This window comes from Amycolatopsis sp. CA-128772, assembly GCF_002904295.1.
In the GTDB taxonomy this organism is placed as follows: Bacteria; Actinomycetota; Actinomycetes; order Mycobacteriales; family Pseudonocardiaceae; genus Amycolatopsis.
In genome coordinates this window covers 58,796-73,698 of record NZ_PPHG01000075.1, presented here as the reverse complement: position 1 = coordinate 73,698, position 14,903 = coordinate 58,796, and the positions used below count along the sequence as shown (strand labels likewise).

The following is a 14,903-nucleotide window of genomic DNA, read 5'->3' as shown; positions in this document are numbered from 1 at the left end:
AGCGGAAGTGGACGTCGAGCGCGCCGTCGCCGAGGCGTTCCGGGAGGAGTGGGGCCAGGTCGTGGCCACGCTCATCCGGATCACCGGCGACTGGGACCTCGCCGAGGAGTGCGCCCAGGAGGCCTTCGCCCTCGCCCTGCGCACCTGGCCCCGCGACGGCGTCCCCGCCCGGCCCGGCGCGTGGCTCACCACCGCCGCCCGCCACCGCGCCACCGACCGCCTCCGCCGCGACGCCGTCGGCGCCGCCAAGCTCCGGGAGGCCGCCCGCATGCCCGTCCCCGACCCCCCTGAACCCGACGACAGCGGCGTCACCGACGACCGACTGCGGCTCATCTTCACCTGCTGCCACCCCGCGCTGGCCACCGAAGCCCAGGTCGCGCTCGCGCTGCGCACCCTCGCCGGGCTCTCCACCGCCGAGATCGCCCGCGCCTTCCTCGTCCCCGAAGCGACCATGTCCCAGCGGCTCGTGCGGGTGAAGCGCAAGATCCGCCACGCCCGCATCCCCTACCGCGTCCCGCCCGCCCACCTGCTGCCCGAACGCACCACCGCCGTCCTCGGCGTGCTGTACCTGACGTTCAACGAGGGCTACTCCGCCAGCGCCGGTCCCGACCTGCTGCGCCCGGACCTCGCCGCCGAGGCGATCCGGCTCGCCCGCGTCCTGGCCCGGCTGATGCCCGACGAACCCGAAGTCCTCGGCCTGCTCGCCCTCATGCTGCTCCAGCACGCCCGCCGCGCCACCCGCGTCGACGCCGACGGCGTCCTCGTCCCCCTCGAAGAGCAGGACCGCACCCGCTGGGACACCGCCGCCAGCACCGAGGGCACCGGCGTCCTGGAGACCGCACTGCGCCGCCGGCAGCCCGGGCCGTACCAGATCCAGGCCGCCATCGCCGCCTGCCACGCCACCGCCACCCACCCGGCCGCCACCGACTGGCCCCAGATCGCCGGCCTCTACGACCGCCTGCACCGGTACGTCCCCAGCGCCGTCGTCGCCCTCAACCGCGCCATCGCCGTCGGCATGGCCGACGGACCCGCGGCCGGGCTCGCCCTGCTCGAGGACCTGCCGCTGGACGGCTACCACCTGCTGGCCGCCACCCGCGCCGACTTCCTCCGCCGCCTCGGCCGCCACGCCGAAGCCGTCCACTGGTACGAGCGAGCCCGCGACCTCGCCGGCACCGAAGCCGAACGCACCTACCTCACGCGAAGAATCTCCGGACTGGTGTCGGTCCCGGCCGACGCCGTTCGTCGGGCGGGGGAAGCCCGACCACCGGAGGAACACCCATGACCACCCTCGCCGTCCCCGGCGCCACCCTCACCTACGACGTCCACGGCCGCGGCCCGGCGCTGCTGCTGGTCCCCGGCGGCCCCGCCGACGCCGCCGTGTTCACCCACCTCCGGCCGCTGCTGGCCGAAGACCACACCGTCGTCACCTACGACCCCCGCGGGCTCTCCCGCAGCCCCCTCGACGGCGCCCCCGGCCCCGACGTCGTCCACGACCACGCCGAGGACGTGCACCGGCTGCTCGCCGAAGTCGGCCCGGCCGACGTCCTGGCCTCCAGCGGCGGCGCCATCACCCTGCTCGAACACCTGCGCCAGCACCCCGCCGACGTCCGCACCGTGGTGCTGCACGAACCGCCGGTCACCCGCTTCCTGCCCGCCGGCGCCCTCGACGGGCACGACATCCCGGCCCTCTTCCGCGACCAAGGCCTCCCGGCCGCCTTCGCCGCGTTCATGAAGGTCGTGGGCGTCGACCCTGCCCCGCCGCTCGACCCGCGCGCCGAAGGCAACTTCGCTTACTTCTTCGGTCACCTCATGCCCGCGATCGGCGCCTACGAGCCCGACCTCGACACCCTCCGGGCCGGCCCGGCGCGGCTGGTGGTCGCCGTCGGCGAGGAGTCCGCCGGGCCGGCGGTCCACCAGGCCGCCCTCGGCCTGGCCGCCGCCCTCGGCACCCGCACCGAAGCGTTCCCCGGCGGCCACGGCGGGTTCGACACCCACGCAGCCGCCTTCGCCGCGCGCCTGCGTGAAGTCCTGGAAGGATGCTGACATGCAGTACCTGCTGATGATCTGCGGCGACGAAACCGCCGAAGAGCACGCCTACGACGGCTGCGGCGGCTGGAGCGAGGACATGGACCGCCGCGGCAAGGTCCGCGGCGGCGGCGGTCTGCGCCCGCCCTCGGAAGCCACCACCATCCGCGTCCGCGACGGCGAGGTGCTGCTCACCGACGGGCCGTTCACCGAAGCCAAGGAACAGATCGGCGGCTTCGTCATCCTCGACTGCGAAGACCTCGACGAAGCCCTCGACCTCGCCGCCCGCCACCCCGCCGCCACCTACGGCAGCATCGAAGTCCGCCCGATGCTCGCACCGGAGGACTTCACCTGATGCCCGCCATCGTCGACCGGCCGGCCCAGCGCTACGTCGCCGAGCGCGCCACCCTCGGGATCCCGGACTTCCCCCGGATCGCCGACCGGCTGCCCCCGCTCATCGGCACCCTCGCCGCCCACGGCGTCACCCCGGCCGGAGCCCCGTTCTTCCGCTACCGCGTCCTGCACCCCGGCCCGCGGTTCACCGTCGAAGCCGGCGTCCCGATCGACGGCGGGTACACCCCGGACGAGCCCGCCTTCCTCGGCGAACTCCCGGCGGGCCGGTACGTCCGGGAAACCTACGTCGGCGCCCCCGACGGCCTGGCGGCCGCGACCGGAGCCGTCCTCGCCTGGGGAGCCGCCGAAGGCCTCATCTGGGACCGCACCGAAACCCCCGACGGCGAAGCGTGGGGCGGGCGCCTGGAGGTGCTGCGCAGCAACCCCCGCGAAGTCCCGGACCCCACGCAGTGGGTGACCGACCTGCTCTTCCGCCTCGCGGGCTAACCGCGTCCGGTGAGCACGGCCGCCACCAGGCACCCGAACCCGGCCGTGCTCACCAGCGCCCGTACCACGTTCCAGCGCACCCACACCGCCTCGAAGGCCGCCCGCGCCGCCGCGTAGTCGGCGCCGGCGCGGTCGAGGGCGTTGTTCAGCGGGATGTGCACCACGCCGGTGAGCACCACCATCGCCGCCAGGAACGCGAACCCGGCGATCACCCACGGCCGCGGCCCCGGGTTCAGGAACACAGCCACCCCCGCCAGCAGCGGCGCACCCAGGAACGTCAGCAGGAACACCGGGTTCACGATCGCGACGTTGATCCCCCGCATCCCCTCGACGAACGTCCTGTCGTCCCCGCGCGCCAGGCCCGGCATCACCGAGCAGGCGTAGGCGTAGAACAGCCCCGCGATCAACCCCGCCGCGACCAGCGCGGCCACCAGCACCACCATCGACATCGCCCCCTTCACCGCGCCCAGACCCCGGTGGCCGCGGCGCCCCGCGCGAATTCGGCGAAATCCGTCGCCGGCCGGCCCAGCAGCCGCTCGACGTCGGCCGTCAGCGACGAGTTGCGCCCGTCGAGCACCCGGGCGAACAGGCCGGTCAACGCCTCGACCTCCGCCGCCGGCACCCCTTGGGCGGTCGCCAGCGCGGCGAACTCACCGGAGGAAACCGCGCGGTAGCGGACATCGCGCCCGGACGCGGCCGAAATGTCCGCCGCGGCGTCGGCGAAGCTCAGCAGCCGCGGCCCGGTCAGCTCGTGGACCGCGCCGAGGTGGCCGGGCTCGGTGAGCACCTGCACCGCGACGTCGGCGATGTCCCGGACGTCGACGAACGGCTCGGTCACCGCCCCCGCCGGCAGCACGATCTCCCCGGCGCGCACGCCGTCCAGCAGGAAGTGCTCGCTGAAGTTCTGCGCGAACCAGCTGCACCGCAGGACCGTCCAGCCGGTCCCGGCGTCCCGGACGAGCTTTTCGCACGCCTCGGCTTCTTCTTCGCCGCGGCCCGACAGCAGCACCAGGTGCCGCACCCCGGCCGCCACCGCCAGCTCCGCGAACGCCCCGATATCGCCGGCGGCCTCCGGCACCACCAGGTCGGGGTAGTAGGTCAAGTAGACCGCGCCGACGCCGTCGAGCACCGCCGGCCAGGTCTCCCGCTTGCGCCAGTCGAACGGCGGCGCGCCGCGCCGGGACGTGGCCCGCACCGGCAGGCCGCGCTCCCGCAGCCGGTCCGCGACCCGGCGCCCGGTCTTGCCGGTGCCGCCCACCACCAGGAATGTCGTTGTCATGCCCGTCAGTCAACCGGCCACCGGTGAGACTCTCCATGGTTCAAACCCTTGATCCCATGTTCCAGCGTCTACAGTCGACGGCATGGACCCGCTTGCCGCGTTGCTCGACGGCCCCCGCGCCCACGGCGCGTTCCTGCTGCGATCGGTGCTGACCCCGCCCTGGTCGCTGCGCATCGAGGACCGGGCGCCGCTGACGGTGGTGTCGGTCGTGCGCGGCGAAGCGTGGATCGTGCCCGACACCGGCGACGGCGTCCTGCTGGGCGAAGGCGACGTCGCCATCGTGCTCGGCCCGGACCCGTACCTGGTCGCCGACCACCCGGGCACCCCGCCGCAGGCGCTGATCCTGCCCGGCCAGGAGTGCCGCACCCCCGACGGCGGCCACCTGAGCGCACTCGCCGACCTCGGCGTCCGCACCTGGGGCCACGGCACCGGCGGCCCGGTCGTGCTGCTCACCGGCACCTACGGCATGGAGGGCGAGCTGAGCAAGCGGCTGCTGGCTGCGCTGCCGCCGCTGCTCGTCCTGCGCGCGACCGACTGGCCGACTCCGCTGGTCGCGCTGCTCGCCACCGAGATCGGCCGGGACGTCCCCGGCCAGGAAGCTGTCCTCGACCGCCTGCTGGACCTGCTGCTGATCGCCGCGCTGCGCGCCTGGTTCGACCGCCCGGACACCAGCGCCCCGGCCTGGTACCGGGCCCACGACGACCCGGTCGTCGGCCAGGCGCTGCGGTTGCTGCAGCACCAGCCGGCCGAGCCGTGGACGGTCGCCAAGCTCGCCGCCGGCACCGGCGTGTCCCGCGCCGCCCTGGCCCGCCGGTTCGCGGCGGCGGTGGGCGAGACCCCGATGGCGTACCTGACGGGGTGGCGGCTGGCGCTGGCCGCGGACCTGCTGCGCCAGCACCCGGACACGACGATCGCCGCGATCGCCCGCCAGGTCGGCTACGGCAGCGCGTTCGCCCTCAGCGCGGCGTTCAAGCGCGAGTTCGGCGTCAGCCCGCAGCGCTACCGGACGCGGGCGTAATAAGTGTGGTAACTTTTATCTGATCAGATAAAAGTGGGGGGAGACCATGGGACGGACGTTCACCAACGAAGCACGGCGCGCCCAGATCATGCGGGCGGCGATCGACACGATCTCGGAGGTGGGGTACGCGAAAGCGTCCTTCGCACGGATCACCGAGAAAGCCGGGCTGAGCGGCCCGCGCATGATCTCCTACCACTTCGCCGACAAGGACGAGCTGATCCACGAGATCCTGATGCACGTCTTCACGGCCGCGGCGGCGTTCATCAACGAGCGGGTGGTGGCCGAAGACACCGCGACCGGCAAGGTGCGGGCCTACCTCGAGGCCAACCTGCAGTTCCTGCGCGAACACCCCGCCGACATGGCGGCCCTGACCGAGATCGGCCCACACCTGCGCACCGCGGCCGGCCGCCCGTACACCTCGGTCGGCGCGCAGGAAGTCAGCGTGCAGAGCCTGGAGAAACTCCTCGGCCAGGGGCAGGCGAGCGGCGAATTCCGCGACTTCGACGTCCGGTCGATGGCGGTGCTGATCCGCGGCGCCGTCGACGGCGCCGCACGCCGGCTGCGCGATGAGGCCGACTTCGACTTCGACGCCTACACCGGGGAAGCCGTCACCACCTTCACCCGGGCGGTGGCCCGGTGAAGCGGTTCAACGGCGTCCTGGTCGAGGTGCTTGCGCCGCTGGCGCTGTTCTACGGGCTGCGCGCCGCGGGCGTGGACCAGCTGCTCGCCCTGCTCGCCGGAGCGGTCATCCCCGTCGTGGCCGGAGTGCGTGACCTCGCCGCGGGACAGCGCATCGGCGGCGTGCGCTGGTTCGTGCTCGGGGCCATGGCGGTGACCGTGGCCGGGTCCTTCATCAGCGGCAGCCCTCGCGCGCTGCTGCTGCGCGGCGTGGTGCTGATGGCGGCGCTCGGCGTGTTCCTCCTGGTCACGATGTGGGCCCGGCGCCCGTTTCTGTACGAGGTGGCACGGACGGTCTTCGACCAGGACAAGCAGCGCACCTGGCAGCGCAACTGGGACGAGCACCCGCCGTTCCGCCGGCTACTGCGCCTGTGCAGCGCCCTCTGGGCGGCGGCGTGCCTGCTCGACGCGGCGCTGCGGGCGGTGACCGTGCTGGTCCTGCCGGTGGACGCGGTGCCCGGCGCCGAACTCGTCCTGCTGGTGGTGACGCTCGCCGCGCTCGTTCTTGGCCAGCGCATCCTCGGCCGCACCTACCTCCGCCGCCACGGGCTGCGGCTGGACGGCGTGGAAGTCGTGCCCGTGGCGGCGGCCCGGTGACCGTCACGTTGATCACCGGTGGGGCGGGCGGGATCGGCGCGGCGACCGCCCGCCGGTTCCACCGCGCCGGCGGCCACGTCGTGCTCGCCGACCGCGACGCGGCCGCGGGAGCGGCCGTCGCCGCCGAGGTCGGCGGCCTCTTCGTCGCCGCGGACGTCGGTGAACCGGCGGACAACGCCCGCGTGGTGAACGCCGCCCTCGAAGCCTTCGGGCGGCTCGACAACGTCGTGCTCAACGCCGGCGTCGCCGGCCGCTGCGGCCTGCACGATTTCACCGTGGACGGCTACCGCGCCACGCTGCGCACCAACCTCGACGGTGTGGTCTACGGCCTGCACGCCTGCCTGCCCCCGCTGCGGCGGCAAGGCCACGGATCCATCGCCGTCATGGCCAGCATCGCCGGCCTCAGCGGATCACCGGACCTGTTCTACGCGACCAGCAAGCACGCGCTGGTCGGCCTGACCCGGTCGGCCGCCCCGGCGCTGGCCGCCGCCGGAATCCGGCTCAACGCCCTGTGCCCCGGCTTGACCGACACCCCCGTCCTCGCCCCGCACCGGCAAGCGTTGCGGGACCGGGGACTGCGCCTGGCCCACCCCGGCGAGGTTGCGGCCGCGGTCGAAACCGTGCTGGCCGGGCCCGGCACCGGGCAGGTGTGGACGGTGCAGGCCGGGCAGCCCGCGGCCGTGGTCCCGGCACCCGAGATTCCCCTCGCAGCGGACTGAGCCGTCACGACTTCAGTTCGTCGCCGAGCCGGTCGAGCCAGTCGCCCGTGCCCTGCTCGCGCCACTCCGGTTTCTCGGCGCCGTCGAGGAAGGTGTCCTGCTCGGTGAGCACCAGCCGGGTACCGGCCTCTTCGGCGAACAGCTCCACGGTCGTGGTCGACACGGTCGCGAGGGCGCCGTCGCCGGTGAGCGTGCCGGAGAAGACGATCCGCTGTCCGGGCACGATGTCGTGGTAGGTCGCGACGAAGGTCATCGCCCCACCGCCGGGCGTCCGGCCGGCGACGGTCTCCCGGCCACCGGCGCGGAAGTCCAGCTCGTGCTCGCCCGCGGAAACGAACCAGCGCTTCTTCGCCTCCGGGTCCGCCCAGGCGGCGAACACCCGCTCCGGCGGCACCGGGTAGCTGCGCTCGAGGGTGAAGGTGCTGTGCAGGACGGTCATGACGTGCTCCCTTCCGACGTTCCGGGCGGTTCGGCGAGGAAGTCGCCGAGCCGGTCGAGCCTGCTCTCCCACGTGGTGCGCTGCTGCCCCAGCCACTGCTCGCCCGCGCGCAGCGCCGCCGGTTCGATCCGGCAGGTGCGGACGCGCCCGACCTTCTCCGATCGCACGATCCCCGCGGTCTCCAGCACCTGCAGGTGCTGGACGACGGCGGCGAGCGACATGGTCAGCGGCTCGGCCAGCTCACTGACCGACGCCGGGCCGCGCACGAGCCGCTCCACCAGGGCCCGCCGCGTCCGGTCGCCCAGCGCGCGGAACACCAGGTCCAGCGGCTCATCATGGTTAAGCATGCACTTAAGTTAGCTCGCCGGCGCCGATCGGTCAAGTAAGTGCTTAAGTGTTTCGGGTAGTTCCGGTGTCTCCCGCAGGACGGTGAGCACGCCGGTCAGTTCGCGCTCGGCGGCGTCGGCCCGGCCCAGCGCGGCACGCAGTTCGGCGCCGAGGTTCGTCGTGGTCTCGTGCATCGACCGGACGGTCTGCTCGTGCGCGGCCTGCAGTTCGGCCAGCCGCCGGTCGAACCCGGCCTGCCGGCGTTCGGCCTCGGCGCGGACCCGGTCGAGCGCGGCTTCCTGCGCCGCGGCCGCCTTCGCGTGGTCGGCACGCGCGGTGTCGAACCGCTCTTGGACGGCGCCGGCGCGGGTCTCGGCCGCCTCCGCCCGCGCGGCGGCGACCTGGCCACGGCCGCGCTCCTCTTCCAGCGCGGTCCGGGCGGTGGTCAGTTCGGCGGTCAGGGTGGCGATCACCACGGCACGTTCGCCGGCGAGCGCCGCGGAGGCATCGGCGCGGTCGGCGACGCGGGCGAGTTCGTCCCGCACCGCGGCCAGCTGCCCCTCGGCCCGCTGCTGTTCCCGGACCGCGGCACGCCGGGCCACCTCCTCCTCGACGCGCTCCCGGACGGCGGCCGCCCTTTCCCTCTCCGCCGAGGCCGCCGCCGCGACGGCCGCCTCGGCCGTGTCCCGGGCCTGCGCCGCTTCGGCTTCCGCGCGGCCGCGGTGCAGGCGGTGTTCGTCGGCCTCGGCCAGCGCCGCGTCCCGCCCCGCCAGCGCCGTCGCGGTCGTCGCCTCGAGCTGGTGGCGCAGGGTCGTGAGGGTCTCGACGAGGCCGCGGGCCGGTTCGAGCACCCGGTCGACCTGGCCCGCCAACGCCGTAACGGCCGTGTCGTCCAGTTCGGTGTCGCTCTCCCGCAGCGACTCGGCGTCCGACAGCACGGCCTCGGCGTCGCGGCAGCTGAGGTTGCGGCGTCCCCAGGTCTTGCCGTCCTGGCAGAACCGGGCCCGGCTTCCGCGTCCCACCGCGGGCGGCAGCGCCGCTCCACATCGCCGGTACTCGCACACACGCACCTGACCTGCGTCTTCCGTCATGATCAGCACCCTATCAAAGCTTATGATTAAAACTAAAACTAGCTGTTCAAAATCTAAAGATTGTAAGCAAGACGGCTAAGTTTGGATAAGGTCACATATCCCAACTCAGAACATCCCGGTGGGCCAGCGAGTAACGACGGAGGGTGCCGAGGCGAGTCAAAAACTGTGCACCCCTCCTCGTCGCCCGCGGTGACCCCGCTCCGGACCGTCGACGGCGTCTCCTACGGCGTCGCGCTGACCAACCGCCCCTGGGAACTGCCGGTGGACGCACTGGCCGTGTCCGTCGGCGGCGGGTTCGGGCAGCTCGCCGCGGCCTTGGGCGACGTCTTCCCCGACGCGGACTGGGACTCGATCCCCCTCGGCAAGATCACGCCGGCCACGCCGGCCTTGCTCGACCTGAGCGCGTACAGCCACGGGCTGCAGCTGCGCCTGGCCGTGCTCGCGACACCGCACGACCCCGACCAGGACAATTCCGTCACCCCGCAGGCGATCGCCGACGCGGCGCAGACCGCGATCCTCACCGCCGCCGGCTCCGGCGCGACGTCGATCGCGCTGCCCCTGTTCGCCACCGGCCAGCTCGGGATGCCCGCACCGGTCGCCGCCGACGCGCTCCTCGAAGGCGCCCTCGCCGCACACACCGCCGTGCGCGAGGTGATCTTCTTCTCCCTGCGCGAAGACCAGGTCAACACCATCGCCGAACAGTGGGTCGTCGCCCGTTTCCCGAAGCGCGCCACCGCCCCCGGGTACTCCGCCGACGAGCTCGCCGGCGGACTGGCCAAGGACCTCGTCGACCCCAACGAATGCATCCCGCTGACCCGCGACCACCTCGGCGTCCAGCCCTACGTCTCCATGCTGGCCACCGTCATCGCCGCGAAGGACACCCCGCTGCCGCTGTCGATCGGCGTGTTCGGCGAGTGGGGCGCCGGGAAGAGCTTCTTCATGGGCATGCTGCGCGGCCAGGTCAAGGAGCTGGCGGGCACGCCCGGCCAGTGCCGGAAGATCGCGCAGGTCGGGTTCAACGCGTGGCACTACGCGGACGCGAACCTGTGGGCCAGCCTCGGCGACGAGATCTTCCGCCAGCTCGCCGAGCCGGTCCGGCAGCCGGATGAACCGGACGCCGAGCACCAGGCCCGGCTCCGCGAAGGCGCCCGGCTACGGGAGCAGCTCGCCGGCGAACTCGAGCAGCGCAAGCAGCTGACCGCGGTGACCGAGCGCGCCCAGGCCGAGGCCGCCGCCCTCAAGCTCAAGATCGGCGAAGCCCGCAGCAGCCGCCGGACCCGGGCCCTGGACCTGGTCCGGGCGCTGGGGAAGTCGCCCGCGTTCCGGGAGCAGTACGCCCGCGTGTGGCGCAACCTCGGCGTCGGCGACGCGGCCGAGCAAAGCCGGCTGCTGGCCGGTGAACTGCGGGAAACCCGGGACGAAGCCGGCGAGCTCAGCCGGATTGCGCGCTACCGCCACGGCCGGACGGCGCTGGTCGTCGCGGCCGTCGTGCTGCTGGCCGGCGCCGCCCTCACCGCGTTCGTCCCCGACATCCGCAGCTGGCTCATCGGCGTCGGTGCCGTGGCCGGCACGCTCGCGACCACCGGGTACACGCTGGTGCGGGCCGCCCGCGGCGGGCTGCGGCGGCTGCGGACCCTCGCCGAAGACCTGCAGAAGGGCCTCGACGACACCGCCCACCGCGAGGTCGCCGCCCTGCGGCAGGCCGACGCCGAGCAGCAGATCGCCGAACGCCAGCTGGACGAGGTCGTCGCCCGGATCGGCGAGCTCGGCCGTCAGCTCACCGAGCTGACGCCGGGCCGGCGGCTCTACGCCTTCCTCGCCGAACGCTCCCGCACCGACGACTACCACGGCAACCTGGGCCTCATCTCCACGATCCGCAAGGACTTCGAGAAGCTCGTCGCGCTGATGACCACCGGCGACGACGACGGAACCCGGCCGCTGGACCGGATCGTGCTCTACATCGACGACCTCGACCGCTGCAGCCCGCGCCAGGTCGTCGACGTGCTGCAGGCGGTGCACCTGCTGCTGGCGTTCGACCTGTTCGTGGTGGTCGTCGGCGTGGACCCGCGCTGGCTGCTGCGGTCGCTGAGCTCGCACTACGACCGGTTGATCGAAGCGGACCCCGTCGTGCGGGCCGACGGGTGGCACGTGACCCCCGAGGACTACCTGGAGAAGATCCTCAACATCCCGCTGGTCCTGCCCCGGATGCCCGCCGGCAGCCTCCGGCGGCTGCTGGACGGGATGGCCGAACCCCCGGCCGCCGCACGCCGCCCGCCGTCGTCGCCGGAACCGGCGCCGACGGCCACCTGGGACCAGCCGGCCACCGAGCTCCCGGTGGAACCCGGCTCGCAGGTGGCCGCGCAGCTGGACCCGGCCGAGCCGCTCGCGAAACCGCGTCCGCTGACCGAACCGGAAATCGCCCTGCTCGCCCGCCTGGACCGGCTGGTCGACACGCCCCGGGACGCGAAGCGCCTCATCAACCTCTACCGCATGCTGCGGGCGACGCGGGACCTGTCGAAGGCCTCCGCCTTCCTCGACGGCGAGTTCGAGGCCGTGGTCGTGCTGCTCGGGACGTGCACCGCGCACGGGCGGCTGCTCGGGCGGTTCGCCGACGCGCTCCTGCGCCGGGCCCCGCAGACCCCGTGGGCCGACTTCGTGGCGGACCTGCAGCCGGTCGAGCGCGACGAGCGCTGGAGCAGCGAGGCCGTGGGTCCGCTCCCCGCCGGCGAGATCGGGCAGTGGACGCACCTGCACCACAGCCTGGCCGAGCTCGCGCCGTCGATCACGCTGCCCGACGTCAGCGCCTTCCAGACCTGGGTGCCGCGTGTGCGCCGGTTCTCCTACGTCCTCTCACCCGGCCCGCGCTGACCGCAGCTTGCCGCGCAGCAGGGCGCGTTCCGCGGCGTTGCCGGTCAGCTCGATCGCCGTCGTGTACGCCGCGGCGGCCTCCGCGGGCCGGCCCAGGCGGGCCAGCAGGTCCGCGCGGATCGCGTGGAACAGCGGGAACCGGGCGAGGCCGAGGTCCTCGACGAGGGCCAGCGCCGCGGCCGGGCCGTCGACCTCGGCGACGGCGACCGCCCGGTTCAGCGCCACCACCGGCGTCGGCGAAACGGCCAGCAGCTGGTCGTAGAGGGCTTTGACCTGCGACCAGTCGGTGGGTGCGTCGCTGTGGACGGCCTGGATCGCCGCCTGGATCTGGTACGGGCCCGGCTGGTTGCGGCGCAGGCAGCGGCGGACGATGGCCTGGCCTTCGGCGATCAGGTCCGCGTCCCACCGGGCCCGGTCCTGATCGGCCAGGAGCACCGGCGCGCCGCCGGTGCTCCTGCGGGCGGCGCGGCGCGAGTGGATGAGCAGCATGAGCGCCAGCAGGCCCTGCACCTCGGGCTCGTCGGGCATCAGGGCGGCCAGGACGCGGGTGAGCCGGATCGCCTCGCGGCACAGGTCGTCGCGGACCAGGTCCTCCCCCGTGCTGGCGGTGTACCCCTCGTTGAAGATCAGGTAGAGCACGCCGAGCACCGCGGCCAGCCGGGCGGGCAGGTCGGCGTCACGCGGGACGCGGTACGGGATGCCGGCGTCGCGGATCTTGTGCTTCGCGCGGACGATCCGCTGCGCCATCGCCGGCTCGGCGACCAGGAAGGCGGCCGCGATCTCCGCGGTGCTCAGGCCGCCGAGCAGCCGCAGCGTCAGCGCGACCTGGGCCGGCCGGGCCAGCGCGGGGTGGCAGCAGGTGAAGATCAGCCGGAGCCGTTCGTCGGGCACGGCGCCCTCCTCCACGGACTCGGCTTCGGTGTCGGACACCGCGGCGTGCAGCAGGGCGGCCTGGGCGTGCTTGTCCGCCCGCGCGGCCTCGCGGCGCAGCCGGTCGATGGCCCGGTTGCGGGCGGTGGTGATGATCCAGCCGGCCGGGCTCGGCGGCAGCCCGGCCGACGGCCAGCGCCGGACCGCCTCGGCGAAGGCGTCCTGCACGGCTTCCTCGGCGACGTCGATGTCCCCGAAGACCCGCACGAGCACCGACACGGCCCGGCCGTACTCGGCGGCGAAGACCGCCTCGACGCTCATCCGTGGAAGGGCCGCACTTCGACCGGCAGCGGCGCGACGGCGTCGGCGAGCCGCCCGCCCCAGGCCAGGGCGGCGTCGAGGTCGGGCGCGGTGATGATGGTGAACCCGCCGAGGTGCTCCTTGCCTTCGGTGTAGGGGCCGTCGGTGAGGAGCGGACCGCCGTCGCCGGCCCGCAGCACGGTGGCGCTCGAGGGCGGGTGCAGGCCGCCGGCGAACACCCAGGCCCCGGCGGCCTTGAGATCGGCGTTGAGGCTGTCGAGCTTCTCGGCGATCCCGGCCAGCACGTCCGGCGGCGGGGTGGGGCCGTCGGGCTGGTAGATGCTGAGCAGGTACTGCTTCACGTCGTCCTCCTCGGAGCGGGTGCCGTCACCGCTGATACGAACGGCACCCGCGGGGATCGACACCCCCGCGGTCCGGATTTTCCGTGGACGCCGCCGGGAAGATCAAGGGATGCAGATCCCCGCCTCCGACGTGCGGGGCACGGTTCCGCCGCCGCGGCCGTTCACGATGGCGGCCACCGCCGCCGCTCTGTTGGCCGTGCTTGACGTGGAAACCGCCCACGTCGCCGGGCTGTCGCTCCTGCCCGCGGAGATCGACTAACCTCGGCGCGTGCCCGACCTGGAACCGGTGATCGACGCCGCGCTCAGTCCGCAGGACCGGCTGGCGCTGCTGGACGCCGCGGCCGTCCGGCACGTCGACGAGCAGCGGCCGCCGAACACGCTCAAGGCCTACGCCCAGGACTGGCAGGTGTGGCAGGACTACACCGCCGAAACCGGCATCCCGCCCCTGTCGGCGTCGGTCGGCGCGCTGACCGGGTTCGTCGTCTGGCTCGAACGCGGCCGCACGCTGCGGCCGGAGGAACGGGCCGTGCCCGAGGTGCCCGAACGGGCCGCCCCGGCCGCGCCGTCCACCATCGAACGGCGGCTCACCGGGGCGCTCGCCGGGCTGCGGCACCACCGGGTCGTCGTGGATCCCGAGGCGAGCCGCGCCGCGTGGCGGGCGCTGAAGGGGTACCGGCAGCGCCTGGCCCGCGAAGGGATCCAGCGCGGGCGCGGCAAGGCCACCATGGTCACCCTCGCCGACCTGCGGGCGATGTCGCGCGCGTGCCCCGACACCGTCGCCGGCGCCCGGGACCGGGCGATGCTGCTGATCGGCTTCCCGATCGCCGCCCGCTGCTCCGATCTGGCGAACCTGCTGGTCACCGACGTGCAGCCGGTGGATGACCGCGGGTTGGCGGTGACCGTCCGGCACGGCAAGAGCACCGGCGACATGGTCGTCCCCCGGCGCGAGAGCCCCGACACCGATCCCGTGCGGGCGTGGCACGCGTGGCGGGCGCGCGCCGGGATCACCGAGGGGCCGGCGTTCCGCCGCGTGGACCGGCACGGCAACGTCGGCGAGCCGGCGTTGACCACGACCGGCGTCAACCAGATCCTCACCCGGGCCGGTGTCCGGGCCGGCCTGCCCTACCCGGTGACCGGGCACTCCCTGCGGTCGGGGTTCGCCACCGAGGCCCGCCGCGCCGGGGCCGACGACCTCGCGATCGCCGACCAGGGCCGCTGGGTGCGCGGCAGCCGCGCGCTGTACGAGTACATCCGCCGCGTCGACCAGTGGAACGACAACGCGGCGGGCGCGCTCGACCTCTGAGTCACCGGGTCAGCCGCGCCCGGGTGGCGCCGACGACTTCGCCGCCGAGGTGGGCGAGCCAGCTGCCGCAGACGCAGCGCACGTAGTCGAGGCGGTGGGTGACGGGCCGGGCCGCGGTGAGTTCGGCGAGCGGCCAGCCGCAGCGGGGGCAACGGTTCCGATCCATGCCCCGATCGTGCTGTAATGC

General features: G+C 73.9%; 19 protein-coding genes. 11 read left to right on the top strand and 8 right to left on the bottom strand.

The genetic code is table 11. From position 1 onward, the window contains the following. The first annotated feature begins 7 nt into the window (after window positions 1–7). Genes C2L59_RS29085 through C2L59_RS29070 form a run of 4 tightly spaced genes read left to right on the top strand, consistent with a single transcriptional unit; the run spans window position 8 to window position 2,865 of the window. Window positions 8–1,282 carry an RNA polymerase sigma factor gene (locus tag C2L59_RS29085; RefSeq protein ID WP_103352718.1) on the top strand — a complete coding sequence of 425 codons (1,275 nt, stop codon included), beginning with the start codon at window positions 8–10 and terminating at the stop codon, window positions 1,280–1,282. Continuing rightward, window positions 1,279–2,043 carry an alpha/beta fold hydrolase gene (locus tag C2L59_RS29080; protein WP_103352717.1) on the top strand — a complete coding sequence of 255 codons (765 nt, stop codon included), beginning with the start codon at window positions 1,279–1,281 and terminating at the stop codon, window positions 2,041–2,043. Before C2L59_RS29085 ends, C2L59_RS29080 begins: the two co-directional genes overlap by 4 nt. A gap of 1 nt (window position 2,044) precedes the next feature. After that, window positions 2,045–2,380, top strand: coding sequence for a YciI family protein (locus C2L59_RS29075; protein WP_103352716.1), 336 nt, complete (start codon window positions 2,045–2,047; stop codon window positions 2,378–2,380). After that, window positions 2,380–2,865, top strand: coding sequence for a GyrI-like domain-containing protein (locus C2L59_RS29070; RefSeq protein ID WP_103352715.1), 486 nt, complete (start codon window positions 2,380–2,382; stop codon window positions 2,863–2,865). Before C2L59_RS29075 ends, C2L59_RS29070 begins: the two co-directional genes overlap by 1 nt. Here C2L59_RS29070 and C2L59_RS29065 read toward each other — a convergent pair. Together C2L59_RS29065 and C2L59_RS29060 are read right to left on the bottom strand one after the other, a co-directional pair. Continuing rightward, entirely contained in the window at window positions 2,862–3,314 is a 453-nt protein-coding gene (locus tag C2L59_RS29065; RefSeq protein WP_103352714.1) for a DUF1772 domain-containing protein, read from the bottom strand. The two genes, C2L59_RS29070 and C2L59_RS29065, sit on opposite strands and share 4 nt — an antisense overlap. A gap of 8 nt (window positions 3,315–3,322) precedes the next feature. After that, window positions 3,323–4,144, bottom strand: a complete 822-nt coding sequence (locus tag C2L59_RS29060) for an NmrA family NAD(P)-binding protein (RefSeq protein ID WP_103352713.1) — start codon at window positions 4,142–4,144, stop codon at window positions 3,323–3,325. 82 nt (window positions 4,145–4,226) lie between these two features. On the opposite strand from C2L59_RS29060, the gene C2L59_RS29055 reads away from it, so the two are divergent. Genes C2L59_RS29055 through C2L59_RS29035 form a run of 4 tightly spaced genes read left to right on the top strand, consistent with a single transcriptional unit; the run spans window position 4,227 to window position 7,156 of the window. After that, the gene (locus tag C2L59_RS29055; protein ID WP_103352712.1) at window positions 4,227–5,162 is read left to right on the top strand and encodes an AraC family transcriptional regulator; all 936 of its coding nucleotides are present in this window, start codon (window positions 4,227–4,229) and stop codon (window positions 5,160–5,162) included. Window positions 5,163–5,208: 46 nt separating this feature from the next. Beyond that, window positions 5,209–5,802 carry a TetR/AcrR family transcriptional regulator gene (locus C2L59_RS29050; protein ID WP_103352711.1) on the top strand — a complete coding sequence of 198 codons (594 nt, stop codon included), beginning with the start codon at window positions 5,209–5,211 and terminating at the stop codon, window positions 5,800–5,802. Next, a complete protein-coding gene (locus C2L59_RS29040) occupies window positions 5,799–6,437 on the top strand; it encodes a VC0807 family protein (protein WP_233223757.1) in 639 nt (212 codons plus the stop codon). The genes C2L59_RS29050 and C2L59_RS29040 overlap by 4 nt, the downstream gene beginning before the upstream one ends. After that, on the top strand, window positions 6,434–7,156 hold the full coding sequence (locus C2L59_RS29035) for an SDR family oxidoreductase (RefSeq protein ID WP_103352709.1): 723 nt from the start codon (window positions 6,434–6,436) through the stop codon (window positions 7,154–7,156). The genes C2L59_RS29040 and C2L59_RS29035 overlap by 4 nt, the downstream gene beginning before the upstream one ends. Before the next feature lie 4 nt (window positions 7,157–7,160). Here C2L59_RS29035 and C2L59_RS29030 read toward each other — a convergent pair whose 3' ends face one another. From C2L59_RS29030 to C2L59_RS29020, 3 genes are read right to left on the bottom strand one after another with little or no spacing between them, the layout of a single operon-like run. Further along, window positions 7,161–7,595 (bottom strand): SRPBCC family protein, encoded by a 435-nt coding sequence (locus tag C2L59_RS29030; RefSeq protein WP_103352708.1) that lies wholly within the window; start codon window positions 7,593–7,595, stop codon window positions 7,161–7,163. Then, window positions 7,592–7,942, bottom strand: a complete 351-nt coding sequence (locus C2L59_RS29025; RefSeq protein ID WP_103352707.1) for a helix-turn-helix transcriptional regulator — start codon at window positions 7,940–7,942, stop codon at window positions 7,592–7,594. Before C2L59_RS29025 ends, C2L59_RS29030 begins: the two co-directional genes overlap by 4 nt. Window positions 7,943–7,951: 9 nt before the next feature. Then, entirely contained in the window at window positions 7,952–9,013 is a 1,062-nt protein-coding gene (locus C2L59_RS29020; RefSeq protein WP_233223756.1) for a hypothetical protein, read from the bottom strand. Window positions 9,014–9,202: 189 nt separating this feature from the next. On the opposite strand from C2L59_RS29020, the gene C2L59_RS29015 reads away from it, so the two are divergent. Then, window positions 9,203–11,881: a P-loop NTPase fold protein gene (locus C2L59_RS29015; RefSeq protein ID WP_146060452.1), complete on the top strand. Its 2,679-nt coding sequence runs from the start codon at window positions 9,203–9,205 to the stop codon at window positions 11,879–11,881. On the opposite strand, the gene C2L59_RS29010 is transcribed toward C2L59_RS29015, so the two are convergent. Further along, on the bottom strand, window positions 11,864–13,072 hold the full coding sequence (locus tag C2L59_RS29010) for an RNA polymerase sigma factor (RefSeq protein WP_103352705.1): 1,209 nt from the start codon (window positions 13,070–13,072) through the stop codon (window positions 11,864–11,866). The two genes, C2L59_RS29015 and C2L59_RS29010, sit on opposite strands and share 18 nt — an antisense overlap. Continuing rightward, entirely contained in the window at window positions 13,069–13,413 is a 345-nt protein-coding gene (locus C2L59_RS29005; protein WP_103352956.1) for a YciI family protein, read from the bottom strand. The genes C2L59_RS29010 and C2L59_RS29005 overlap by 4 nt, the downstream gene beginning before the upstream one ends. Before the next feature lie 109 nt (window positions 13,414–13,522). Here C2L59_RS29005 and C2L59_RS47585 point away from each other — a divergent pair, with 109 nt between their 5' ends. Together C2L59_RS47585 and C2L59_RS29000 are read left to right on the top strand one after the other, a co-directional pair. Beyond that, on the top strand, window positions 13,523–13,672 hold the full coding sequence (locus C2L59_RS47585) for a hypothetical protein (protein WP_158263119.1): 150 nt from the start codon (window positions 13,523–13,525) through the stop codon (window positions 13,670–13,672). Between the two features lie 9 nt (window positions 13,673–13,681). Continuing rightward, window positions 13,682–14,716, top strand: coding sequence for a site-specific integrase (locus C2L59_RS29000; RefSeq protein ID WP_103352704.1), 1,035 nt, complete (start codon window positions 13,682–13,684; stop codon window positions 14,714–14,716). 1 nt (window position 14,717) lies between these two features. On the opposite strand, the gene C2L59_RS48245 is transcribed toward C2L59_RS29000, so the two are convergent. Then, window positions 14,718–14,882, bottom strand: a complete 165-nt coding sequence (locus C2L59_RS48245; protein ID WP_199199305.1) for a hypothetical protein — start codon at window positions 14,880–14,882, stop codon at window positions 14,718–14,720. Between the last annotated feature and the right edge of the window lie 21 nt (window positions 14,883–14,903).